The sequence below is a fragment of the Curtobacterium sp. NPDC086286 genome (genome assembly GCF_044746255.1).
In the GTDB taxonomy this organism is placed as follows: domain Bacteria; phylum Actinomycetota; class Actinomycetes; order Actinomycetales; family Microbacteriaceae; genus Curtobacterium.
Map to the genome: position 1 here is coordinate 261,454 of NZ_JBIVBW010000004.1, position 22,556 is coordinate 284,009.

Sequence of the window (22,556 nt, forward strand, 5' to 3'; positions counted from 1 at the left end):
CGCCCGTGGAGACCCCGCCCATGCACCAGAACCAGAAGCTCGTCGAGGCGCGCATCGAGCGCGTCCTGAACGAACGCATCGTCCCGGCCGTCCACCAGGCCAGGACGCCCGTCGACCTCGCCGCGTGGCAGGTACCGGACGAACCCGTGCCCGCGGCCGAGGCACTGACGGCCGAGTACCAGCCGTTCGCGGTCGGCGAGCAGTGGGGCCGGGCATGGTCTACCTGGTGGTTCAAGGTCACCGGGACGGTCCCCGCGGAATGGGCCGGCCGAACGGTCGAGCTCCTCGTGGACCCGGGGTTCCAGGGCGACTGGCCCGGCAACCAGGCCGAAGGACTCCTGCACACGCCGGACGGCACACCGATCAAGGGCATCCACCCCCGCAACCACTACCTCCGCATCGCCGACGAGGCGCAGGGCGGCGAGCAGGTGCACCTCTACCTCGAGGCCGCGGCGAACCCGGACATCCTCGTCAACGAGTTCGTCCCGACGCGGTTCGGCTCGAAGAAGACCGCACCCGAGACGCCGATCTACACGTTCCGCACCGCTGTACTCGCGGTCTTCGAGCCTGAGGTCTGGGCGCTGCGCTTCGACGTCGAGGTGCTCTTCCAAATGGTCAAGGAGCTGCCGGAGACGGATCCGCGTCGCCAGGAGGTGCTCCGCGACCTCGAGCGTGCGATGGACGCCCTCGCGCTCGACGACATCGTCGGCACTGCCGCCGCGGCCCGGGCCGAGCTCGCCGGCGCTCTCGCGAGCCCGGCGAACCCGTCCGCCCACCGGCTCAGCGGTATCGGGCACGCGCACATCGACTCCGCCTGGCTCTGGCCGATCCGGGAAACGAAGCGCAAGACCGGCCGGACGTTCTCGAACGTGCTGGCACTGGCCGAGCAGTACCCGGACTTCAAGTTCGCGGCGTCGAGCGCCCAGCAGTACGCCTGGGTCAAGGAGCACTACCCCGCGGTGTTCGAGGGCATCAAGGCTGCCATCGCCCGCGGGCAGTGGATCGTCGTCGGCTCACAGTGGATCGAGCCGGACGGCAACCTGCCCGGCGGTGAGGCCATGGTGCGTCAGGTCACGCAGGGTCTGCGGTTCTTCGCGGACGAGCTCGGCGTCGAGACGCACGGCATCTGGTTGCCCGACTCCTTCGGCTACACCGCCGCGTTCCCGCAGATCGCCCGGCTCGCGGGACTCGACTGGTTCCTCACCCAGAAGCTGTCGTGGAACCAGACGAACACGTTCCCGCACCACACGTTCTGGTGGGAGGGCATCGACGGGTCGCGGATCTTCACGCATTTCCCGCCGATCGACACCTACAACTCGACGCTCGAGGGCGAGGAGCTGCATCACGCCGTTCGGCAGTTCCGGGAGAAGGGTGCAGCGACGACTTCCCTCGTGCCCTTCGGCTACGGCGACGGCGGCGGCGGACCGATCCGCGAGATGATGGAGCGCCAGCGCCGGGTCGAGTCACTCGAGGGCTCGCCCCGCGTCGAGATCGAGCGCCCCGACGACTTCTTCGCCCGGGCCCGCGAGGAGTACCCCGACGCACCGACTTGGGTTGGCGAGCTCTACCTCGAGCTGCACCGCGGGACGTTCACCTCGCACGCCCGCGAGAAGCGCGGCAATCGGAAAGCCGAGCACCTGCTCCGTGAAGCCGAGCTGTGGTGGACCGCTGCAGCGTTGCAGGGCGCCGCATATCCATACGAGTGCTTCGACGAGCTGTGGCAGGCCACGCTGCTCCAACAGTTCCACGACATCCTGCCCGGTTCGTCCATCCAATGGGTACACGAGGAGAACGAGGACACCTACCGGCGGAACCACGCCGAGATCGATCAGCTCATCCTGCGCGCGCTCTCCTATCTCGGAGCGGTCGGCGTCGTCGTGAACGCGGCGGACCACGACCGACGTGAACTCGTTGCAGACGAAACTGGCGCACCCGTCGGGGTGGTCGAGGCCCGCGCCCACGCGCTCTCTCCGCTGACGGTCCTCACACCCACCAATCCGGTGACCGCCACGCACGACGCGATCGGCGTCGTGCTCGACAACGGCCTGGTGCGCGTGCACGTCGACAGTGAGGGACTCATCGATTCGATCGTCGACCTCGCACACGATCGGGAGCTCGTGCCCACCGACCGCGCCGCGAACCTGCTGTACCTGCACGAGGACCTCCCGAATGCATGGGATGCCTGGGACATCGATGCGCACTACCGGAACTCGTTCATCGAGCTGCGGGGTGCACAGTCCGTCGAGCTCGTCACCGACGGTGACCTGCGCGCTACGGTGCGGATCCGCCGGCTGTTCGGTTCCTCCGAGCTCGTGCAGACCATCGCAGTACACGCCGATGACGTGCGCGTCCACCTCGGGATCGATCTGGACTGGCGCGAACGCGAGAAGCTCCTCAAGGCCTCACTGCCATTCGTCGTGCACGCGCAGCATCACAGTGCGGAGATCCAGTTCGGGCACCTGCGCCGCCCGACGCACACGAACACCTCGTGGGACGACGCCCGCTTCGAGGTGATGGCACACCGCTGGGTGCACGTCGAGGAGCCTGGCTACGGCATCGGCGTCACGAACGCCGGCACCTACGGGCACGACATCACCCGTCACGTGGGCAGCACTGGTGAGGTGGAAACCGAGATCCGCCTCAGCCTGGTCCGCGGCGCGCAGTCGCCCGACCCTCAGCAGGACCTCGGCCATCACACTTTCGCCTACGCCGTGCACCCTGGAGCATCGATCGCGGACGTTGTCGCAAGCGGGTACGACCAAAACCTGCCGCTCCGCGTCGTGAAAGGAGAACCTGCGGCGGCCGTGATCAGTGCTCCTGTCGTTGCAACTTCCTCCGGCATTCGGGTGGAATCCGTCAAGCTTGCCGATGACCGATCCGGAGATGTCATCGTGCGTGTGTATGAAGCACTGGGTGCTCGCACCGACGGAGAACTCGACCTCCGAATCGATGCTGTCTCGGTCGAGCAGGTGGACCTCCGTGAACGTCCGCTCACCGATCCGACCCTCACGGCCCGCCGCTTCACGAAGGACGGTGGGCGTGTCCGGCTCGGGCTACGGCCGTTCCAGGTCGTGACGCTGCGGATCCGACCGCGTGTCGCATCATGAAGGTAGCCTGACGCGGGCATCTCTCCCAAAGCGAAGAACGGCTGTGGCGGGCACTGCAACAGCTCAGCCAAGAGGTCGGTGCCGTGACGTGAGCCACACGATCGAGCGTCATGCGACGAACTCCGCCGGACTGTAAAATCCTCGAAGCGCTATCGACCGCCCCCGGTGGCCGCCTGCAAGCGCGGATCCTCCGAACCGGCTCGGGCTTAGACAAGAGCTGAATCGCTCACCGCATCAAGACACTTGAAGCCGACGAGCTCGTCAAACGCTCTACGTCGCGCGACGATCGCCAATCCGTACTCGTTCAGATTACGAGCGACGGTGCGCACACTGCCGCGAGACGCCGAGCTCCTTGGCGACATGAGCGACGGGACGGTGGTCCTGAATGCCACGAGCGACGAGCAATCGCCGTCCGTGCACCGTCAAACGGGCATTAGCGTGGGACACAGAGGCCTCCTGGTGACGGCAGAACTAGACAACTCCATCAAGCCAGGAGGGGCCGCAGGCCTCGGATGGTCTTCCGCCGCGGTCGACATCGACCTCACTCCCGACGAGATCACTGCGCTCGAGGAGCACTACCAGGCGCGGCCCGCCGGCGGATTCTAAGCGCCACGGATCTCCCGCGACCACCGATTGCGCCGCCAACCACTACATGTAGTGGTCAGCGGCGTGTCGCATCACAACATGCGCGATTACCGAGTGGCCATGGTGGTGTCGAAGAGGGTGGACCGTCCGCTCGTTCGCGGCAGGAAGGAGCGCGGAGTCATGGCCAAGTCCGGCAAGAGCAGCAGCGGTTCGTCGCAAAGCTCGATCACTGGCAAGTACGTGACGTCGAAGTACGCAAAGTCGCACCCCAGCACCACGCAGACCTCGCACAAGAAGAGCAAGTAACAAGCGCCGCGAAGCGGTGACTTGCTGGCGGGAATCCGGGAACCGGGTTCCCGCCAGTGCTCTGCATGAGCGTGCCTGAGGCCTGGGTCTAATGCTGCGACGGCTTCGGCTTTGGCGGCTGGATCTGCGAGTGGGGGCCGCACGGCCGGCGGTCGCTGCAATTGGCCTCCTGGCCCTCACTGGCAACCACCCCGACAACACGACGCTCAACCACCCCTGCAGACTCGTATTCGCAGACGGCGGACGAGACATCACCATCACGGGGCCACTCCTCGAGGAAGAAGCCGCCGCCACCCACACGGGGTTCTGGGGCTGAACCCCGAACAGCGCCCATCGCGGCGGAGGGTCACGTTCATGTCGTCGCTGACGGTTAATGCGGTGGTGCTGGTCATAGCCTCGTATCCCCTTGATGCTGATCGGGTGGGAGCTGTTCTTCTTCCTCGGGCCAGTAGTCCCACTGCAACAGGCGGGTGCGAGCACCCTGGTACGGGCCCTTGTTGGCGTGGATTGCACAGTCGTGGTTGTGGGGGTCGTACGCGGCTCGGTAGTACCGGTCGGCGTCGAAGTCAGCGGCGTTGTAGGCGTTCCACGCGGTGTCGACCTCGGCTTGCCGGGATTCCCAGCCCCACCGCTGTCCCTTTCGGAAGATCGCCCACTCCCGTTCGGTGAACTCCCCCATCGGGATCTCACGCGCTGGCGCCGGCGGCGCTGCGAGCTCGTCGTAGTCCGCAGGCCCGGCGAACACGTCGGCCGGCTGGGATGGCTCGGCGGCCGGCCTCGCCCATTCCCACCGTGGCGGGTTCGACGTGCTGTCGGTCATGGTCTGCATGTCCTCGGTCGTCAGGCGGCCAGCGCCGCGATCTTTTAGGACACACGGGGCTACGGGGAGGTATCCACTCTCGTGGGCACCTCCCCGTCTGTGTCACCGCTGCTTAACGAGCAAATCGAGGCGCTTGCCAGTGCGCCCCTCGGTCTCCACGTAGAGGTCAAACCCGCGCCCCGCCGCGTGCTCGTCAGCCCACGCAAGAACCTGCCGCACGTCGTCAGCACCCTCGAGCCTGTACTCGTCGGTTGACCCATTGCTGTCCACGAAATACACCCGATACACGGAGGTCTCGTACTCCGTCTGTACGTCCCGAGGGTCGACCTGCTGCGCACGCAGTCCCGAAGAGTTCATACGGATCAGGCTAAACGAGGACCGATCGCCGGCACACGACACCAACAGTGAGTGTTCACGCTGACCTGCTGGGTCACTTACCCAACCAACGAGAACGCGCTGGCCGCGGCTCACGCCGCAACGCGTCCTCGTACGCGCCCAACCACGCCAGTGCAGTGAGCTTGCGGACGTGTGCGGCTCCAGCTCGCTTGAGTACCCACAAGACGACACCAAAGAGGGCAGCCGCTTCAGCCGCGGAGACGAGAACAGACCAGCCATCGCCAGCACCACCCCGGAGAGCCGCGAGGATCACGCCGGCAACCGAGATCAGCAACGCAGTCCCGGAGAGCACCACCTCAGCGCCGTTCGCCGCGTGTGTCCGAAGTACTCCGAGTACGGCCATACGCGTGTCAGGATCGCCCGCTGTGGCCGACACGAAACGTTCCACCGCGGCCGCGTCGAGCTTGGCTTGCGAGTCTCCTGGGAGAAAGGGACGTGCGGTGACTTTCACACGCTCAGTGATATATGGAACGTCCTTATGGTCGAGAAGGAACCTGTCTTTCTCCTTAGACTGACCCACTATTTTCCATCCTCTGCAACAATGGACATTCCCGCCTCTCTTGATAGGAGAATTCTGTGGCACAGAAGGTCACCACTCACCTCATCGACGATCTCACCGGGGACACCATCGAAGAAGGCACGGGCAAGACCGTCCAGTTCTCCTTCGACGGTAACCACTACGAGATCGACCTCACCGCCAACAACGCTGACGCACTCCGCGAAGCGTTCTCGGATTACGTGGCCGCAGCGCGAAAGGTCAGCGGCCGCCAAACCCGCAACCCCGGCAGCACCGCACCGAAACGTGGCAACCCAGACGAGCTTGCGAAGATCCGCGAGTGGGCGAACGCAAACGGCTACGACGTCTCCAGCCGCGGCCGCATCAGCCAAGCAGTCCGCGACGCATACAACGCCGCACACTGACACGAAACACACTTCCTCAGGGGACCCGCACCCCCGAGCACCCAGACCGGCCGAACCGCCACGACACTGGCGGTTCGGCCGCTCCTACTACTGGCCGGCCGATACGAGCCTCTTATGTCAGTTTGGTCGTCCCGAGCCTGCCGCCCCACCGCCCCCCTCTTCTTCATCGCGGCCCGCGAGGAGCGCTAGGGCATGTACCGTTTGGCACCCCTCACCGGGCATTCTTGCGGGACCGCCATACGGAATGCCCAGGTCAACTAGCACACGGGCAAGTTGTGGCAATTGACGCCTCGTCCCCGTGCCCCATTAGCGACCGGCTATCGAGATGGCGCTGGTGGGCTGTCGAGCGCGAGGTGTTCGAGGACTCGCACCAGCGCAGCCTGGTCGGTGCCCTCGGTGCGTTGCAGGAGGTGTTTCCGGACCGCGTCGGCGTGGATCGGTCGGGCCACACGCACGAGACGCACTCCCTCGTCCGTGATCCGCACGAGCACGCCGCCATCGACCGCGGTGCGGCTGACGAGTCCGCGCTTCTCCATCCGCGTGAGCTGGTGGGACAGACGGGTGCGATCCCACTGCAGTGAGGCGCTGAGGTCGTTCTGTCGGAGCTCGCCGCCCCCGAGCTCGACGAGTCGGGTCACGATCCCGAAGTCTTGATCGGAAAGCCCGCAGCCAGCCTTGATGTCCTCGGCCACCCGCTGCCGGACGGTGTCCGCTGCGGTCTTCCACGCATGCCAGAGGCGTTGCTCGTGCTCGGTCAGCGGCGCGGTCATGAAGCGACTCTATCGACCCTCTGTTGACGCATCAACACGGAGCGAGCATGCTGTTGACATGACAACGCCAAACAGGATGCAGAAGGTCGCGCTCGTCACCGGCGGGAACAAGGGCATCGGGATCGCGATCGTCCGCGGTCTCGCGCGAGAAGGTTTCACGGTCCTCCTCGGCGCGCGCAGCGCCGAGGTCGGCCAGGCAGCCGCCGCCACCGTCGACGGTGACGTGCGCCCGGTCGTTCTCGACGTGACGAATCAGGACCAGATCGACGTTCTCGTCGCGGATGTCGCTGACGAGTTCGGTCGGCTCGACGTCCTGGTGAACAACGCCGGCGTGAACACGCTCACGTTCCGGCCGCTGGAGGACCTGCCCAAGCCGAGCGAGGAGACCGTCGACGACTTCAAGAACGTGTACGAGGTCAACGTCTTCGGCGTCGTGCGGATGATCGCCGCGTTCCTGCCGCTGCTGACGAACGCAGCGGCGCCTCGGATCGTGAACGTGACGAGCAAGCGCGGCTCGATCGGCGAGGCGGGGGCCTGGGTGGGGCAGCCCTCGATGGTGTACTCGAGCTCGAAGACCGCGGTCAACGCCATCACGGTGCACTACGCACGCGAGTTCGCGGACACCACGCTGAAGATCAACGGCGCCGCCCCTGGACACGTCGCAACGGACTTCAACGGCTTCCGCGGCACGCGCACCCCCGATGAGGGTGCGGCTGAGGCGGTGCGACTCGCGACCCTGCCTGCTGACGGCCCCACCGGCGCGGTCTTCGAGGACGACACGCAGCTCGCATGGTGACCGCGACCTCGCGCGAGATCCCGGTCGCCGGCAATCCCGAGATCCATCCGACGAGACAAGCATCCGGAAAGTAAGCGGTCTCAACCGGCACTCGGCTCCTGACGAGAGGGCGTCCGGTGAGGGGGTGCGATCAGTTCGAGGAATCCGCCGTGCGTACCCTCGAGATAGATAATGCGCGTGCCGGCGCGGGCACCGTTAGTCATCCGGTGTGGCGTCCCGACTGGTCGCCAGCCGTGTATGGCACACAACTCGAGCACCCGATCGAGGTCCGAGACCGTCAGCGCGATGTGCGCCGTGCCAATGCGCGCCGGGGAGCCCGCTCGCTTCGGCGGCTCGGGCGGGATGTACTGCAGGAGCTCGACTCGTTGGTGGCCGAGCGTGACCGTAGCTGCGCGGATCGTCGCCCCTCTCCGACGCCGGTGGTCGCGGCCGTCGTGTCTGCGTCGAGTGAGAAGACGCGTTCGACAGTGAAACCGAGCCCGGATCACCACAGCGACAAGGCGTCGTCCAGGTCGGTCACGGTGAGTCCGGAGTGAGCGACGTCCGAGACGAGCGGTGGTGTCATCAGATCAGTATCGGACTCGAACTCGTGATCACGATCGGCGTGTGACTGGTGCCGAGAATGTGACGAACGAACACCTCCGTCGGCGAATCGCCCGTGTTCGGGGCGTGCTGCGCCAGCTGGGGCGAGCCGTTCGGCGCTCGTACGCGGGCTGTCGATATCCGCGAACGACGCGTCGCGGCTTCATGATGGGCCGTTGCTCGTCAGTTCGTGGGCTGCGGTCTTCAGGAGTGCGGTGTCGATGCCTCGGCGGCCGAAGAGGACGAGCGCTTCGCGGTCGTCTCGGTCAGGGAAGACCGCGACCGCAGCGACGGGTTCTTGTGAGAGGCCGTCACTCCACGCCGTTCGTCGCCGCCGGATGGTGGGCAGGACCCGTTCGTATTCGTCGACGAGCTCCGGATGCGCTGGGCGCGCGTCGCGAAGCACGTTTGCACGCACGTCCTCTGGCGCAGCACTTAGGAGGAGCCGCCCGGCCGCCGTTGTGAGCGGGTTCCTCGGGAGGTACTGATCAGCAACGACAGCGAGGCGCTCGTCGAAGGGCCGCTGCGATCTTGCGGTGTAGACGACGTGGCGGCCGAGGAGAACGGCGATCGCACTTGCAGTGTTGAAGCGTTCCGCGATCGCGTCAACGTCGATCCTGGCCCACTGGACGTGCCGCGCGGCGAGGAGTTCGAGAACCAAAGGAGCCGGCCCGATACTGAGTCCACGCTCGGTGCGGATGAGCCAGCCGCGCGACACCAGCCCGAGGGCGATGTCATGAACGGATGACCTCGGGATGCGCAGTCGGCGCGCCAATTCACTCACCGTCAACGGGACGTCCGCGCGGGCCACCATGTCGAGTACGTCGACGATCCGGTCGACGCTGCGATGGAGACTCATGTGTTCAGGGTGCCGCAGATGCGGCAATTCTGTGATCTGCACCATCGGTGGCCCGAGGCTTCGCGTATGAACTCCACGCCGCTTCAGTACCTGTCCGAAGTTCTTTCCCTCGATCTCTCCAACGCGGAGATCGCTGGCTCCGAGCCCGAGACGACGTCCCCACATCGGCTCGCCGAGTGCATGGCGGCAGCGATGGCCGCACACGGGTCGGCGGCAGCGGGGTTCGGTGCGCTGCGAGGCGGTCCAACACGATCTGTGCGCGTCCGGACCGAGGATGCGCTGCTGCAGCTCATGGCTGTCTTTGCGACGCGGATAGGTGACGTGCCAGCCGCGGCCACCATGGAGGACCCGCATCTGTTGGGGGACAGCGACTTCTACACCTGCCGTGACGGCCGCGAGATCTTCATTCTCCTGTCCTTCCCGCACCTGCGCGATCGAGCCCTTCGCGTGCTCGACTGTGCGCCGGGAGCTGATCGGATCGCGGCAGCAGCCAAGGGCTGGGACGCGCTCGCACTCGAGGAAGCAATCGTTGCCGCCGGCGGGACGGCCACCATGGTGCGGTCCCGAGAGGAGTGGGCGGCGTCGGCCGCAGGACACGCGATCGCCAGAGAACCGTTGGTGCGCCTCGAACGCACCGGTGACGCCTCCCCCGTCCACCGTGCGCCGCTCGCGCCGTCCGGCCCACCGCTGTCCGGTGTCCGCGTCATCGACTTCACGCATGTGATCGCCGGGCCAATTGCCGCTCGTCTGCTCGCGGAACTTGGTGCAGACGTCCTCCACGTGTCGCGTCCCGACCGGGCCGACCCGAACGCCATGATCATCGAGACCGGCGTCGGGAAGCGGAACGCGTTCTGCGACCTTCGAACAGCAGCGGGCAAGGCGCAGTTCGAGGACGTTCTCGCCGGTGCGGACATCGTCATCCACAGCTACCGCCACCTCGCCAGATTCGGATTGGACGCAGCACAGCTCGCCACCGGACACCCGGGGCTCGTCTTCGCCGACGTACACGGCTGGGGCGACCGCGGGCCGTGGGCAGACCGAGGCGGGTTCGATCAGCTCGCCTGCTCCGCGACCGGTTTCGCTCTTGAAGAGGGCGGCGGGGAGCGTGCCGCTCTTCCGCCGACGTACCTGTTGAATGACTACGTCGCCGGGTTCCTTCTGGCAGCAGGGATCGAGACCGCGCTGACCCGGCAGGCGACCGATGGCGGTTCCTGGCACGTGCACGTCGACCTCGCACGGGTCTGCACCTGGGTCCAGTCATTCGGGCCGAACCCGAACCAAATCACGGCCGGACCCGACCTTCGCGCTGGGCTCGCCGCCGTTGACACGGTGCAGATCGACGGACCGTTCGGACGCACCAGTGCCTTTCCGAGTTTCGTGCAGATCACCCCACCCTGGGACTTCGTGCGCGGTGTTCCTTCCCCGTTGGGATCATCGGCAATGAAGTGGTCGGACGCTCACTGACCTTCCTGGACTGCCGCCCGGGCGACTAGTCGATTCGTGGACCGCGGCGAGCCCGATCACGTTCCTGAAGAGGCGAACTCGTCGGACTGGTCGGCGTGCTCGTGGTCCTCGCCGCGGCCGTCGGCACGCTTCAGGTCGCCAGCAGCGGGAACCTGTTCTAGCGGATTCGGTTCGACGCCGACCGCACCGGCCGGTAGCGTGCACGCCGTGCTCGAGTTCCCGATGACGACCGACCGTTTCACCCTCGCTCCGCTCGGCGCGATCGACGGCTCGTCGTTCACCGCCTACCGTCGCGACCCCGACACCGCACGGTTCCAGTCGTGGACGCCGGCCTGGTCCGAGGCGGATACCGATGCACTCCTCGCATCGCAGCCGAGCACGGTGCGTGCGCAGTCTGGCGAGTGGCTCCAGATCGCCATGTGCGACCGGACGACGTCCGCGCTCGTCGGGGACCTCGCCGTCCACGCCGTCGCGGACCAGCCGGACACGTACGAGGTCGGGATGACCCTCGCGCCGGCGTCGCGAGGCGTCGGCGCCGGAGCAGAAGCGATGGGTCGCCTCGTCGAGGGGCTGTTCTGTCAGCAGGGCGCGCACCGGGTGTTCGCCGTGACCGACGGACGCAACGCCGCGGCGGGGCGGCTCTTCTCGCGCCTCGGGTTCCGGCACGAGGGACGCGCCGTCGAGGCGGACTGGTTCAAGGGCGAGTGGACCACGCTCGATACCTGGGCGGTGCTGCGCGGCGAGTTCGACGACCGGAGTGGGCCCGCCTTCGCCCTCCGAGCGGGCGACCCAGCGGAGTACCCGGCGCTCGGTGCGATCTGGCGGCGTGCCGTCGACGCCACGCACGACTTCCTCTCCGACGAGGACCGCGATGCGATCGAGGCGCAGCTGGCGACCGCGTACCTCCCGGCGGTGACGCTCGTCGTGGCCGAGTCCGGCGGCGAGCCGATCGGGTTCGCTGGGGTGCTCGACGGCGTCCTCGAGATGCTGTTCGTCGACCCCGACCACCACGGGAGGGGTGTCGGATCCGCCCTGCTGGCTCGGGCGGTCCGCGAGCACGGGGTCACCCGCCTCGACGTCAACGAACAGAACCCGGACGCCGCCTCCTTCTACACCCGCCGGGGCTTCCGGACGGTCGGACGGAGTCCGACCGACGAGGCCGGGCGCCCGTACCCGGTGCTGCACCTGGAGCTCGGTGAGCCAGGCGCCGACCGAGCGCGCTCGTAATCGCGAGCCCCATCGGGGCTGGCGGGGCCGCGTGTCCCGTCCGCGCGGCCCCGCCGCGGGGAGAACCACTCCCCGAGCGGGATGAATCAGGGATCCCGCTCCGTCCGCCCGGTCGAGGGCGGACGTCTGGTCACCGCACGGACCGCGGTAAGAGCTCACCCGAGCACGGGTTCACCCCTTCACCGCCCCGGCTGCGAAGGCGTCGATGAGTCGTCGCCGAAGGATGGCGTAGAACACGAAGACCGGGACAACGCTGATCACGACTCCGGCGGCGAGCCGTCCGAGGTCGACGTCGGCGCCTTGGAACGCCCCTTCGCTGCGGAGGAGCGGCAGCGCGACCTGCACCGTGTAGGAGGTGTTGGTCGTGATCACCTGGGCGAAGATGTACTCGTTCCAGGCGGACAGGAAGCACAAGATCGCGACAGTGGACAGCCCCGGGGTGACGATCGGCAATAGGACGTGCCGCATCCGTTGAGCCGCCGTCGCCCCGTCCAGTTCCGCCGATTCCTCGATCTCCTTCGGCACCGCTCGGAAGAACGGGATCATGAGCAGCACCGCCAACGGAACGTTCATCGCCGCGTAGAACAGGACGAGGAACAGCAGCGGCGCATGGATCAGCCCCGTCTTCACCGCGAACAGGTACGTCGGCACGAGCACGGCGAACTGCGGAATGAGGAACGCGAAGCCGAACGCAACCTGCGCGAAGGTCGAGAAGGCACCGGCACGGCGAGCGATCCCGTGCGCCGCCGGAGCGGCGAGCAGGATCGTGAGGGCGACCGAACCGATAGCGACGCCGAGCGAGTTGCCGGACGACGCCAGCAGCGCGACCGACCGGTTCGCGTCGAGGAACTTCTCGAACGAGAACGCAGACGGCAATCCGAGCGGATTCAGGGTGATATCGAGGTTCGACTTGAACGCGCTGACCAGCAGGTAGTAGAGGGGCAGCAGGATGAGGATCGCGTAGACAACGACGGGGGTGTACGCCGCCGTCCATCCCAGCGATCGCTTCACCCGGGTGACACGTGATTGCATCATCACTCCCTGGTCCGGAAGGCGAATCGGATGACGCCCATGCCGATCAGCCCGACCAGCAGGCCGACGACACCGATCGCCTGGCTGTAGCCGATCCGCCCGGACACGAACGCCTGGTCGTACAGGTAGAAGGCGAGGGTCATCGTGCTCGAGCCCGGCCCTCCGTTGGTGAGCAGCAGGACGGTTCCCGCCGATCCGAGGAAGAGCCAGAGGAACTGCAACATCGTCATCAGTCCCACGAAGTCCTTCGTCATCGGGTATGCGATGGAGAACATCTCCCGCCAGACGCCCGCGCCGTCCAGCCGCGCGGCCTCGTACGTCTCGGGCGAGATCCGGCCGAGGGCAGCAGAGAAGATGACACCGGTCGCGCCGATACCGGCCCATGCTTCCGTGGCGATGACGGACCAGAGCGCGGTCGACGGGTTCGACAACCAGAGGTGCTGCAGACCACCGAGCCCGACCGCACCCAGGATGCTGTTGATCGCGCCGGACGGCTGGTACAGGCCGGTGAACATCATCGCCCGCGCGGACGCTGACACGATCCACGGTGTGAAGAGGATCACCGACAGCACCGCGTGGCCAGGTGGTCGTCGGCTGAGGAAGAAGCCGAGCAGGAACCCGCCGGGGATGATGAGCAGCAGCCCGACGCCGACGTAGAGGACGGTGTTGACGATGGCGGTTCGGAGGATCTCGTCCTGGAACAGGTACCGGTAGTTGGTCAGGCCGCCGAAGTGCGGCTGGGCGACGAGGCTGTTCCAGTTGAAGAAGCTCAGCGCGATCATCGCCAGCAGCGGCAGGACCATGAACAGCCCGTACCACGCCAGCGCAGGCGTCACCTCGGTGACCTGACTGCGCCGCTGTCGGCGGACGTGGCGCCGTCGAGCGATCGTGCTCGGCAGCGCAACTGACTCGATCAGTTGGCTTGCCATGCCTGCTCCAAGCTCTGCGTGACCTGCGCTGCGGTCGCACCCTTGACGAACGCCTGGGTCGACGCGCGGAAGAACGCCGAGGTCACCGTGGGTGAAAGGCTGTTGTAGGTGGGCTGGAAGACGGACGTGTCCTTCGGCAGTTCTTCCTGCGACTCGACGTTCAGTTTCGGCAGGGTCTTCGTGTCCAGGTCGAGGGTCCCGGTCTTCGCCGGCGACACGTACCCGAGGTTCGCGAACGCGGTGAGGTTCTTCTTCTCGTACATGAACTGCACGAACTTCTTCACCGCGTCGGCCTTCTTCTCGCCGTTCGGGCTGATCCAGACACCGGTGGACTGGCCGGCGAAGCTGATCGGCTTGTCGACGGGGCTGCCGCTCGGGAGCGGGAAGCCGCCGAGCCGGATGTCGAGGTTCCCGAACGAGGTCGCGGCGTTGCCGTACCCCCAGGAGCCGTCGAAGAGCATCGCTGCTTTCCCGGCTCCGAACGCAGCGACTTGGTCGGGGTACTTCATCCCGGCGGAGTCGTCATCGAACACACCCGCGTCGCGGAGCTGCAGCATGCCGTCGATGACCTTCTGGCCGTCAGCATCGGACCAGTCCCCGGTCGCGAACAGTTTCGTCAAGCGCTTCTCGCCGATCTTCGCGAGGCCCACGAGGGTGATCACGGCGGGCGCGGGGTAGTCGGCGGCGCCGACGGCGAACGGTTGGACGCCGGTGTCGCGGAGCTTCTTCGAGTCAGAGATCAGCTCGTCCCACGTCGACGGAGGCGTGTCGATGCCCGCCTTCTTCAGGAGGCCCATGTTGTACCACATCGGCCAGTTGTAGCCTTCGAGGGGGAAGGCCTGCAGTTGCCCCTTCGTGTTCGTCCACGCCTGCAGCGCGGACTTCGAGAACGTGTCGTCGAGGCCCCAGGACTTCAGGTACTTCTTCACGTCCACGGTGGCACCGTTCTGCAGCCAGGTCGTCGGATCACCGACGAGGTTCGTCATGACGATGTCCTGCTCGTTGCCCGCGACGATCGACTTGCCGTACGTCGTGGGGAGATCGGTCTGTGCGACGAAGTCGTTGCTCACGTCGATGCCAGGGTTCGCCTTCTCGAAGTCGGCACTGAGGCCGTTGAGCCACTTCCCGGCCGGGCTGCTACCGGAGTAGAGACTCAGGGTGGTGATCTTCGTCGTCCCACCGGACGTGTCCGCGGTCGTCGAAGTGGAGCAGCCAGTCATGGCGATCGCCACCGCAGCGGCAAGGACCGCCGCTGCGGCGCTCCTGCGTCGAATGGTCCGGCTGGTCTGGATGATGGTCATCGGGTTCTCTTTTCTCATCGTTGAGTGTGAGCAAGGTGGTGCGGAAAGGGACCGTCGACAGATCAGGCGTCGGCGGCGACCCCGGTCATCGACGTGCGTGCACGATCAGGGTCGAGATCGTCGTGGCGGTCCAGAACGACTGCCGCGAACGCGGGGAGATGCACCGCAGCCGTGTCGCCGTCGGCGTGGCGGACGATCGTGTCACTGTCCGACCCGGCCGTGTTGACGACGACTGTGTGGACGCCGCCGTCGTCGGTCAGGAGCGTGTCGGCGAAGGAGTCGAGGTCATCGGTGCTGACGTGCGCTGACACGCCTGCAACCACGGCCAACGCTCGGTAGAGCTGAGCCAGCGGGCGGTGGTCGACGTGCGGTGTGCGTGCGCAGAGGAGCTCAAGTGGGTACGTGGAGAGCACTGTGCGTCCGAGGCCGCGTTCGTGCACGAGGATCGCGGGACGTCCGTGCCCGTCCCGCGCCACGACCTGGGCCGCCTCAGCCTCGACGGGCAGGAACGCTCGCGCCTCCGAGGCACCTCCGGCGGGGAACTGCAGCACGGTGCCTTCTTGGATGTCGCCGAAGTCGGCGCAGAAACGGATCTCGATGAGGTCATCGGTGATGGGTTCCGTGACGCCGTAGCGCGATCGCTTCCAGATGCCGAACGCCTCGTCGGCGTCGGGCCACCACCACGCGCGCTGGTTCAACGTCTCTCCGACGCAGTGACTGACCCAGACGGTGGACCCCGCGGCGGCTGCGTTCAGGAGCGCTCGCGTTCCGGGAGTGGTGATGGCCTTCGCGGACGGGACGATCAGCAAGGACGCCGACGGGATGGCGGCATCGTCAGCGACCATGGCCGGTGGCGCGTCTGCAAGTCGTGAGGCGATGTACGCCTCGAGCAGTGCAGCGCGGATTGCGTCGTTCTCGGTCTCGGACCAGAACGGCTGGTGCTCGGTGAAGTAGCCGCTGACGACCAGCCCGACCTGCGCTGGGGCGCGGTGAGCAGCGGCGAGGCCCCGTTCTTCGACGGTCCTCGAGAACCGGGCGAGCTCCTCCAGCGCCGGCTTGGCTCGTCCGGTGGTATCGGTGAGGCCGAACGAGAGCTCGAAGGGGCGGTGGTCGTAGGGCTCCTGTGTGACAGCGGCGAAGTCGGTGTTGTTCCAAGCGATCCATCCCGTCACGCCGGCGGTGAGTGTCGTCCACAGGATCTGCCGGTAGTAGTCGGCGGCGTGGTCCTCGGCGACGAACGAGTCGCTCACACCGAATTCCTCGAGGACGACTGGCTTGCCGTACCCCGCGCAGAGCTCGGCATTGAAAGCCGGGATGAAGTGCTGCCGGAGCAGGTCGTCGCTCATGTGGTAGGCGTGCGGTCCGATCCAGTCGACCAACGGCGCGGTCCAGGAAAGCCTGAACCCGTTGTCCGCTCCCATGACCTCCTTACCCCACGCGCCGTCGCCCAACGAGACGGGCTGGTGACCACCTGCCGCACGGACGGCTTGCACCATGAGCTCTGCCCAGGACCGGATCGCGTCGCCGTCGACGTGTTCGGCGGGACTCATCAGCCCGCCGCCGCCGCCGTACAGCGGCATCTCGTTGGAGATCAGCCACCCGCTGACAGCCGGGTGATCGTGGAAGCGAGCCACCATCTCGCGGATGAACCACGCCTGACGCCCAACCATCCAGACGTCGCTGTAGAGGTCGCGCCCCCCACGCCAGGCCGGATCCCAGTTCTGACCGGACATGTGGCCGATCAAGAACGTCGGGATCGTGGTCATCCCCAGTGCCTGGTGCAAGTCGAGGAACTCCTCGAAGGCAGCACACCGCGTCTCGTCGATCGACCAGGGCTCCGGGTGGAAATCGGGCCAGAAGAAGAACGACCGCGTGAACGAGACACCGTGCCGCCGCATCACCTCCAGCTCCGTTCGGACAAGCGCCGCGTCGAAGTCGCGCCACATGAACGGGCCGCCGCCGCGTGACCAGAAGTTCACGCCCACGGGAGGGTCGAAGTGTGCGCGCATCGGGCGCTCGATCTGGGTCCGCATCACCCGGTCCTTCCGCTTCGTCGTCGGGGTGTCGGAAGAGTAACCACGAAAACCGCTCACCTGCAAGCATTTTGTTCGGGAGCGCGGTACGCTCGCCTCGTGACGAACGGGAAACGGCGCGGACCCTACGCGAAGACCGCCGCCCAGCGAGAGAACATCCTCGCGGCGGCGAGGCGCAGCTTTGCTCGGTTCGGGTACAGCGGGTCATCGATGCGCGGCATCGCCGAAGAAGCAGGCATGACTTTCGCCGGCCTCCGTCACCACTTCCCGACGAAGGACGAACTCCTCATCGCGGTGCTCGAGCATCGGGATCAGGAGCACCAGGACCAACAGCGGCAGCTGCACGGCTCGGCGTACGTCCGTGACTTGACTCGCCTGCTGATGCAGTCGCTCGGCGAGCCGGCCATCACGGAGGTGTTCACGACGCTCTCCGCTGAAGCGGTGGCGAGGGATCATCCAGCGCACGAGTTCTTCACGACTCGGTACGAACGCATCCGACACCAGTTTGCGGACGAGGTCCGCCGGGCCGAGGACGAGGGTTGGGCGCCGCGGATCGGCTCGGACGATGCGGCGGTGTTGATCGCCGCTGTGATGGACGGATTGCAGTTGCAATGGCTCCTCGACGAACGCATCGACGCACAGCGGATCTTCGGCGAGTTCATGCGCATCGCGGGTCTCGAGGCAGGAACCGCGGTCACCGCTCCCGCTGGCAGCTTCGACGACGCGTCGGAACACCCGCAGGCGCCCGATGACCGGCGCTGAGGTGCGCGGGTCCGTGTCAGCGGGCTTCGACGCCGTCGCCGACGCGTTCGGTGCGAATTTCGCGCGTGGGGCCGAGACCGGCGCCGCAGTGAGCGTGTACCGCAATGGGGAACCCGTCGTGCAGCTGTACGCCGGGGTGACAGATGACGGATCTGCCTTCACCGGGGTCACCCGCAGCGTGGTGTTCTCCGTCAGCAAGGGCATCACGACGATCTGTGTGCTCATGGCAGCCGAGCAAGGACTGCTCAGCCTCGACACCCCGGTCGCGGAGTATTGGCCGGAGTTCGCCGCAAACGGCAAGAGCACCGTCACACTCCGGCAGATGCTCGCGCATCGAGCAGGCCTGGTCGCCCCCGATGAACCGATTACGATGCAGCAGCTCCAGGAGTGGTCCCCCGTCGCGGACGCGCTTGCTGCGCAGGAGCCGACATGGGAACCGGGGACGGCGCACGCATATCACGCCATCACGTTCGGTTGGCTCGCCGGCGAAGCCCTCCGTCGCGCAACGGGCCACAGGCCAGCGGAGTGGCTGCAGCACCACATCGCCGAACCGCTCGGCATCCAACTGTCATTCGGCGTCGATCCGTCGAGCGCCGACTTCTCCTACCAGATCGTCCCACCGCCCAGCAGCACACCAGACCGTCCCGCTGCCACAACGGCCGATCTCGAAGCGGTAGCAATGCAGAACCGGATCATGGGGATGCACGGCGCGTTCGATGGTGCGCACCTGTTCGACAGCGCCAACCGACCGGACTTCCTCGCCGCGGAACTACCCGCCGCCAACTTGGTCGCCACGGCGGACGAACTCGCGCAGATCTACGCAGCCACGGTCGGCGGTCTCAACGGCGTCGAACTGTTGCAGCCCGCGACCGTGCGAGATGCCCTGCGGGTCCAGTCAAGCGGCCCACCGTTCCTTGGCGACGACTGGGGACTGCGCTGGGGCACCGGCTTCATGATCGACTCACTCACGCGCCGCATGGCAGGCGCAGGCAGCTTCGGCCACGACGGCGCCGGCGGACAACTCGCGTTCGCGCATGCGGGGACGGGTCTGTCTTTCGCCTACGTCACCAACCGACCAGGAGGCGACGCCGACAGCCGTGCGGAATCGCTCTGCGAGGCGCTCCGCTCCTGCCTGTGACCGTCTGACCACACACCTGCTGAGGACCACCACCATGCCGCTCGATCCGTTCCTCGTCCCCTTCCTCGAGACGCTCCCCGGGACCCCGCCGAGCATCGACGACTGGCCAGCGTTCCGCGCTGCCGATGACGCCGCCGCCAACGCACTGGTCGGACCGGTCATCGAGCCCGGACCGCCGGTCCAGAATGTCGAAACGGTCGTCATCCCTGTGAGGGGCGGATCCGTAACGGCCGCGGTGTACAAACCCTTCTCGGACAGCCCCCGGCCCCTGCACCTCTACCTCCACGGCGGCGGGTTCGTCTTCGGCTCCGCCCACACCGCCCCAGTCGACGCGCTCTGCCGGGAACGGACGGTGGCCGCCGACTGCGTCACGATGGCCGTGAACTACCGCAAAGCACCGGAACACCAGTACCCGACAGGTCTCGACGACGCCCAGGACGCGCTCCTCTGGGCAGTCGACCACGCCGAAGAACTCGGCATCGACCCCAGCCGTATCAGCATCGGAGGAGGCTCCGCCGGAGCGAACCTCGCCGCTGCACTGACGCTGAAGCTCCGAGACGAAGACGGCCCACGGGTCATGTTCCAACTGCTCGAAGTACCAGCCCTGGACCTGACCTTCCGGAGTCCCAGCGTGCAGGAGAACGCCACCGGCTACGGACTGGACTTGCCGACCCTGCACATGCTCGGCCCCCTCTACCTCGCCGACACCGCACGCGCCGCCGCAGACCCATACATCTCCCCCCTCCTCGCAGAAGACCTGTCCGGACTGCCCAAGACCTACGCAATGTCGGCCGAGTTCGACCCGCTTCGCGACGACGCCCCGCGCTTCGTCGACCGCCTCCGAGCATCGGGCGTACCCGCCTCCGGGTACCTCGGCCGCGGGCACATCCACGGCTCCGGCGCCTACACGGCCGCGATGGAATCCGCGCGCCGATGGCGGCAGCACGCCCTCACTGCCCTCACCGCCGCGCACCAGCCCGAGGCACCTCAGTGACGTTCAGAGCACGGCACGTGACCCCACTTGCCAGACACGCCCTGACGACAGCGGCAACCGTCGCGATCGCGTACACGCTGCTCGCCCAACTGCTCACCATCGTGCCGGTGTCGTGGACGATGCCGCTGCTGCAGTGGGACGTGTCCCAGTTCCTGATCATCCTGCTCGGGACCCTGCGCGATGCGCTCGGAATCTGGAACATGGTCGTCGGGCTCCTCGGCGTCGTCTGCGCCGCCATACTCTGGCGAACACCCGTGGCACAGCGCCGACGTGACCAACCTGAACGGGCGAGGCATCCCCGCCACCGGCTTCCGCTTGCCCTGCTCCTGACCGGGTCAGCCGGGACCCTCAGCGCGATCACAGCGACGACGGTCCTCGCGATCTCAATCGCCTCACTCGGCACCGGGTCAAGCGCACTACTGCCAACACTGCCCTTCACCGGGCTGAGCAGCTCCCCAGACCAGACCGTGACGGTCGGCAGGGCCGGGAACACCACACTCCGAGCCGACCTCTACCTTCCCCGTGGTACCGCTCCGGATGCAGGTTGGCCCGTTGTGGTCTCGATCCACGGCGGCGGCTTCTCCACCGGCACCCGAGGACCCAATGCGTACACCGGGTTCCTACCTGAGCACGGCTACGCCGTCCTCGACGTCGACTACCGCCTCGCCTCCTCGCACTACCACCCGTGGAGAACCCAAGTCACGGACATCGGCTGCTCACTCGCGTGGATCGGCAAGGCAGGCCACACGGAACAGCTTGACCCGAGCAGGATCGCAACACTGGGTCTGTCCTCTGGCGGGAATCTCGCTGTCAACGCCGCATACATGTCCGCGAACCAGACCCTCACCTCAAGCTGCGACCCATCGGACGCCGCGATCCCCACAGTGCGGGCAGTGATAGCGGGCTACCCGGCAGTCGACCTCAGCGGCATCGGGAACCGCAGCGCGATCGGCCGCCTCGTTGAGCAGTGGTACGTCGGCGGTACGCCCGCCCAGTACCCTGAACGGTACCGCTTCACGGACTCAGCCACCCACATCAGCGCCCATTCACCGCCGACACTGATCTACCAGGGCGGGCGGGACCACCTCGTCTTCGCCGACCGAGCACGCTCCTTCGCCCACATCCTTGCCGAACACCACATCACTTACCAGTACGTCGAGTACCCAGGATTGGAACACGGCGCTGGCGATGCGAATGGAACCCTCACTGCCGCAGCAGCCGCGAGCCGTCAGCTCGCCCTCGACTGGCTCCGACACCACGACACCTGAAGCAACCGGCACACCCGCACTCATCGAATCTTAGGACCGAATCATGAAGATCGACCACCTCGACCATCTCGTCCTCACCGTCGAGTCCATCAACTCCTCGGTGGCGTTCTACGAACGGCTTGGCTTCGAGCATGTCGTCACGGACGACCGGCACGCGCTGCGGTTCGGGCAGAGCAAAATCAACCTGCACCAACACGGACACTCGTTCCAGCCGTCCGCCGAGCACCCCACGCCCGGCAGCGGAGACCTCTGCTTCATCGTCGACGACGGCCCCGAGTCCATCCGCGCGGCCATCACCAGTGCCGGGATCCCAATCGAAGAAGGCCCCACCGAGCGCTCCGGTGCACTCGGGCCAATGACCAGCGTCTACATCCGAGACCCCGACCAAAACCTCCTCGAGCTCTCGACGTATCAATGATTTGAGGGTGCCGCCGATCACAACACAGCGCAGAACCACGTCGTCGGCGACCACGCTGCTTGTCCAGCCATCCTCGTACCGGCGCCGATAGCGTGCGCTTATGTCAGTTTGTCGAGTTCCCATACATTCCCCTTCGTCTAAGCGACCAAGTGGCTGGGGCGAGTATGCGAACCGCAGCTGACTGCCGACAACCAGGGGCAGCTCAGCCGGGCGACGACCCGAGGCCGGCGATGATGACCCCGATCGCGAAGTCGCGCCGGTCGTGCTCAGAGGGACCGACGAGTGCGCGGGCGGCGTGCGCCACGCGGGGGAAGCGCTCGGGGTCCATCGAGCGGTAGGCCTGTTCGACGCTGTCCCGGTCCTGCACGTCGCCGGGCGCACCGCGGAGTGTCCGTTCGGTGGCGGTCGCGGCCACGAACTGCGAGATCAGGTCGATCGCGAGGGCAGCCCGTGACTCCGGGACGCCACCGCGGCCCATGAGTGCGAGCTCGTGGTCGGCGAGGCGGAGCGCTCCGGGCAGGGTCGGGATCGAGCCGAGCGCCACCGCGCCGAGCCCCGGATGGTCGGCGAGGGCCTCGATGGTGTTGACGATCGTGGCCGCGAGCGCGCTCCGCCAGTCCTCGTCGACGGCGTCGACGAGGACGACCTCGCCGTAAACCTCGTCCAGCACGTGCTCGAGGAGGACGTCGCGGTTCGCGAAGTACGCGTAGAGCGACGCTGCGCCGGTCTCCACCTGCTGCGCGACGTCACGGAGCGAGACCGCGTCGGCCCCGCGCTCCCGGATCAGCCGCGCCGTCGCCTGGACGATATCGGCTCGCCCAATGACTGATCGACTGCGATGACGGCTG

At 66.7% G+C, this 22,556-nt stretch carries 22 protein-coding genes and 1 pseudogene; 12 read left to right on the forward strand and 11 right to left on the reverse strand.

What is annotated here, in order from left to right; translation table 11 throughout:
• Positions 1–20: 20 nt before the first annotated feature.
• Complete coding sequence (locus ACIPKM_RS09435) at positions 21–3,107, forward strand: alpha-mannosidase (RefSeq protein WP_396127792.1); 3,087 nt, start codon at positions 21–23, stop codon at positions 3,105–3,107.
• 318 nt (positions 3,108–3,425) lie between these two features.
• Here ACIPKM_RS09435 and ACIPKM_RS09440 read toward each other — a convergent pair.
• A pseudogene (locus tag ACIPKM_RS09440) lies at positions 3,426–3,554 on the reverse strand (IS481 family transposase); the annotation flags it as partial.
• Between the two features lie 12 nt (positions 3,555–3,566).
• Here ACIPKM_RS09440 and ACIPKM_RS09445 point away from each other — a divergent pair.
• The gene (locus tag ACIPKM_RS09445) at positions 3,567–3,713 is read left to right on the forward strand and encodes a hypothetical protein (RefSeq protein WP_309887509.1); all 147 of its coding nucleotides are present in this window, start codon (positions 3,567–3,569) and stop codon (positions 3,711–3,713) included.
• 78 nt (positions 3,714–3,791) lie between these two features.
• Positions 3,792–3,998, forward strand: a complete 207-nt coding sequence (locus ACIPKM_RS09450) for a hypothetical protein (RefSeq protein ID WP_402736638.1) — start codon at positions 3,792–3,794, stop codon at positions 3,996–3,998.
• 388 nt (positions 3,999–4,386) lie between these two features.
• On the opposite strand, the gene ACIPKM_RS09455 is transcribed toward ACIPKM_RS09450, so the two are convergent.
• Together ACIPKM_RS09455 and ACIPKM_RS09460 are read right to left on the reverse strand one after the other, a co-directional pair.
• Entirely contained in the window at positions 4,387–4,818 is a 432-nt protein-coding gene (locus tag ACIPKM_RS09455; RefSeq protein ID WP_309887507.1) for a hypothetical protein, read from the reverse strand.
• A gap of 102 nt (positions 4,819–4,920) precedes the next feature.
• Entirely contained in the window at positions 4,921–5,175 is a 255-nt protein-coding gene (locus ACIPKM_RS09460) for a hypothetical protein (protein WP_309887504.1), read from the reverse strand.
• A 615-nt stretch (positions 5,176–5,790) separates the two neighbouring features.
• Here ACIPKM_RS09460 and ACIPKM_RS09465 point away from each other — a divergent pair.
• Positions 5,791–6,135, forward strand: a complete 345-nt coding sequence (locus ACIPKM_RS09465) for an Lsr2 family protein (RefSeq protein ID WP_309887503.1) — start codon at positions 5,791–5,793, stop codon at positions 6,133–6,135.
• A 317-nt stretch (positions 6,136–6,452) separates the two neighbouring features.
• Here ACIPKM_RS09465 and ACIPKM_RS09470 read toward each other — a convergent pair whose 3' ends face one another.
• Positions 6,453–6,905 carry a MarR family winged helix-turn-helix transcriptional regulator gene (locus ACIPKM_RS09470; RefSeq protein WP_309887495.1) on the reverse strand — a complete coding sequence of 151 codons (453 nt, stop codon included), beginning with the start codon at positions 6,903–6,905 and terminating at the stop codon, positions 6,453–6,455.
• A 58-nt stretch (positions 6,906–6,963) separates the two neighbouring features.
• On the opposite strand from ACIPKM_RS09470, the gene ACIPKM_RS09475 reads away from it, so the two are divergent.
• On the forward strand, positions 6,964–7,701 hold the full coding sequence (locus tag ACIPKM_RS09475) for an SDR family NAD(P)-dependent oxidoreductase (RefSeq protein WP_402736639.1): 738 nt from the start codon (positions 6,964–6,966) through the stop codon (positions 7,699–7,701).
• A gap of 80 nt (positions 7,702–7,781) precedes the next feature.
• Here the strand turns inward: ACIPKM_RS09475 and ACIPKM_RS09480 are convergent, their stop codons facing one another.
• Positions 7,782–8,192, reverse strand: a complete 411-nt coding sequence (locus ACIPKM_RS09480; RefSeq protein WP_402736640.1) for a VOC family protein — start codon at positions 8,190–8,192, stop codon at positions 7,782–7,784.
• Positions 8,193–8,446: 254 nt separating this feature from the next.
• On the reverse strand, positions 8,447–9,142 hold the full coding sequence (locus ACIPKM_RS09485; protein WP_402736641.1) for a helix-turn-helix domain-containing protein: 696 nt from the start codon (positions 9,140–9,142) through the stop codon (positions 8,447–8,449).
• Between the two features lie 66 nt (positions 9,143–9,208).
• Here ACIPKM_RS09485 and ACIPKM_RS09490 point away from each other — a divergent pair, with 66 nt between their 5' ends.
• Together ACIPKM_RS09490 and ACIPKM_RS09495 are read left to right on the forward strand one after the other, a co-directional pair.
• Positions 9,209–10,606: a CoA transferase gene (locus tag ACIPKM_RS09490; protein ID WP_309887490.1), complete on the forward strand. Its 1,398-nt coding sequence runs from the start codon at positions 9,209–9,211 to the stop codon at positions 10,604–10,606.
• A 207-nt stretch (positions 10,607–10,813) separates the two neighbouring features.
• On the forward strand, positions 10,814–11,833 hold the full coding sequence (locus tag ACIPKM_RS09495) for an acetyltransferase (protein ID WP_309887488.1): 1,020 nt from the start codon (positions 10,814–10,816) through the stop codon (positions 11,831–11,833).
• Positions 11,834–12,004: 171 nt separating this feature from the next.
• On the opposite strand, the gene ACIPKM_RS09500 is transcribed toward ACIPKM_RS09495, so the two are convergent.
• From ACIPKM_RS09500 to ACIPKM_RS09515, 4 genes are all read right to left on the reverse strand, one after another.
• Entirely contained in the window at positions 12,005–12,868 is an 864-nt protein-coding gene (locus ACIPKM_RS09500) for a carbohydrate ABC transporter permease (protein ID WP_309887486.1), read from the reverse strand.
• The gene (locus tag ACIPKM_RS09505) at positions 12,868–13,794 is read right to left on the reverse strand and encodes a sugar ABC transporter permease (protein ID WP_309887483.1); all 927 of its coding nucleotides are present in this window, start codon (positions 13,792–13,794) and stop codon (positions 12,868–12,870) included. The genes ACIPKM_RS09500 and ACIPKM_RS09505 overlap by 1 nt, the downstream gene beginning before the upstream one ends.
• Positions 13,779–15,095: an extracellular solute-binding protein gene (locus ACIPKM_RS09510; protein ID WP_309887481.1), complete on the reverse strand. Its 1,317-nt coding sequence runs from the start codon at positions 15,093–15,095 to the stop codon at positions 13,779–13,781. The genes ACIPKM_RS09505 and ACIPKM_RS09510 overlap by 16 nt, the downstream gene beginning before the upstream one ends.
• Positions 15,096–15,157: 62 nt before the next feature.
• Positions 15,158–17,080 carry a cellulase family glycosylhydrolase gene (locus ACIPKM_RS09515; protein ID WP_402736642.1) on the reverse strand — a complete coding sequence of 641 codons (1,923 nt, stop codon included), beginning with the start codon at positions 17,078–17,080 and terminating at the stop codon, positions 15,158–15,160.
• 147 nt (positions 17,081–17,227) lie between these two features.
• On the opposite strand from ACIPKM_RS09515, the gene ACIPKM_RS09520 reads away from it, so the two are divergent.
• From ACIPKM_RS09520 to ACIPKM_RS09540, 5 genes are read left to right on the forward strand one after another with little or no spacing between them, the layout of a single operon-like run.
• Positions 17,228–17,890: a TetR/AcrR family transcriptional regulator gene (locus ACIPKM_RS09520; RefSeq protein ID WP_309887477.1), complete on the forward strand. Its 663-nt coding sequence runs from the start codon at positions 17,228–17,230 to the stop codon at positions 17,888–17,890.
• Positions 17,877–19,028: a serine hydrolase domain-containing protein gene (locus tag ACIPKM_RS09525; protein ID WP_309887475.1), complete on the forward strand. Its 1,152-nt coding sequence runs from the start codon at positions 17,877–17,879 to the stop codon at positions 19,026–19,028. Before ACIPKM_RS09520 ends, ACIPKM_RS09525 begins: the two co-directional genes overlap by 14 nt.
• Before the next feature lie 34 nt (positions 19,029–19,062).
• Positions 19,063–20,022: an alpha/beta hydrolase gene (locus ACIPKM_RS09530; protein WP_309887473.1), complete on the forward strand. Its 960-nt coding sequence runs from the start codon at positions 19,063–19,065 to the stop codon at positions 20,020–20,022.
• Positions 20,019–21,290: an alpha/beta hydrolase gene (locus tag ACIPKM_RS09535; RefSeq protein ID WP_309887471.1), complete on the forward strand. Its 1,272-nt coding sequence runs from the start codon at positions 20,019–20,021 to the stop codon at positions 21,288–21,290. The genes ACIPKM_RS09530 and ACIPKM_RS09535 overlap by 4 nt, the downstream gene beginning before the upstream one ends.
• A 43-nt stretch (positions 21,291–21,333) precedes the next feature.
• Complete coding sequence (locus ACIPKM_RS09540; protein ID WP_309887469.1) at positions 21,334–21,708, forward strand: VOC family protein; 375 nt, start codon at positions 21,334–21,336, stop codon at positions 21,706–21,708.
• Between the two features lie 202 nt (positions 21,709–21,910).
• Here the strand turns inward: ACIPKM_RS09540 and ACIPKM_RS09545 are convergent, their stop codons facing one another.
• Positions 21,911–22,531 carry a TetR/AcrR family transcriptional regulator gene (locus ACIPKM_RS09545; RefSeq protein WP_402736684.1) on the reverse strand — a complete coding sequence of 207 codons (621 nt, stop codon included), beginning with the start codon at positions 22,529–22,531 and terminating at the stop codon, positions 21,911–21,913.
• Positions 22,532–22,556: the final 25 nt, after the last annotated feature.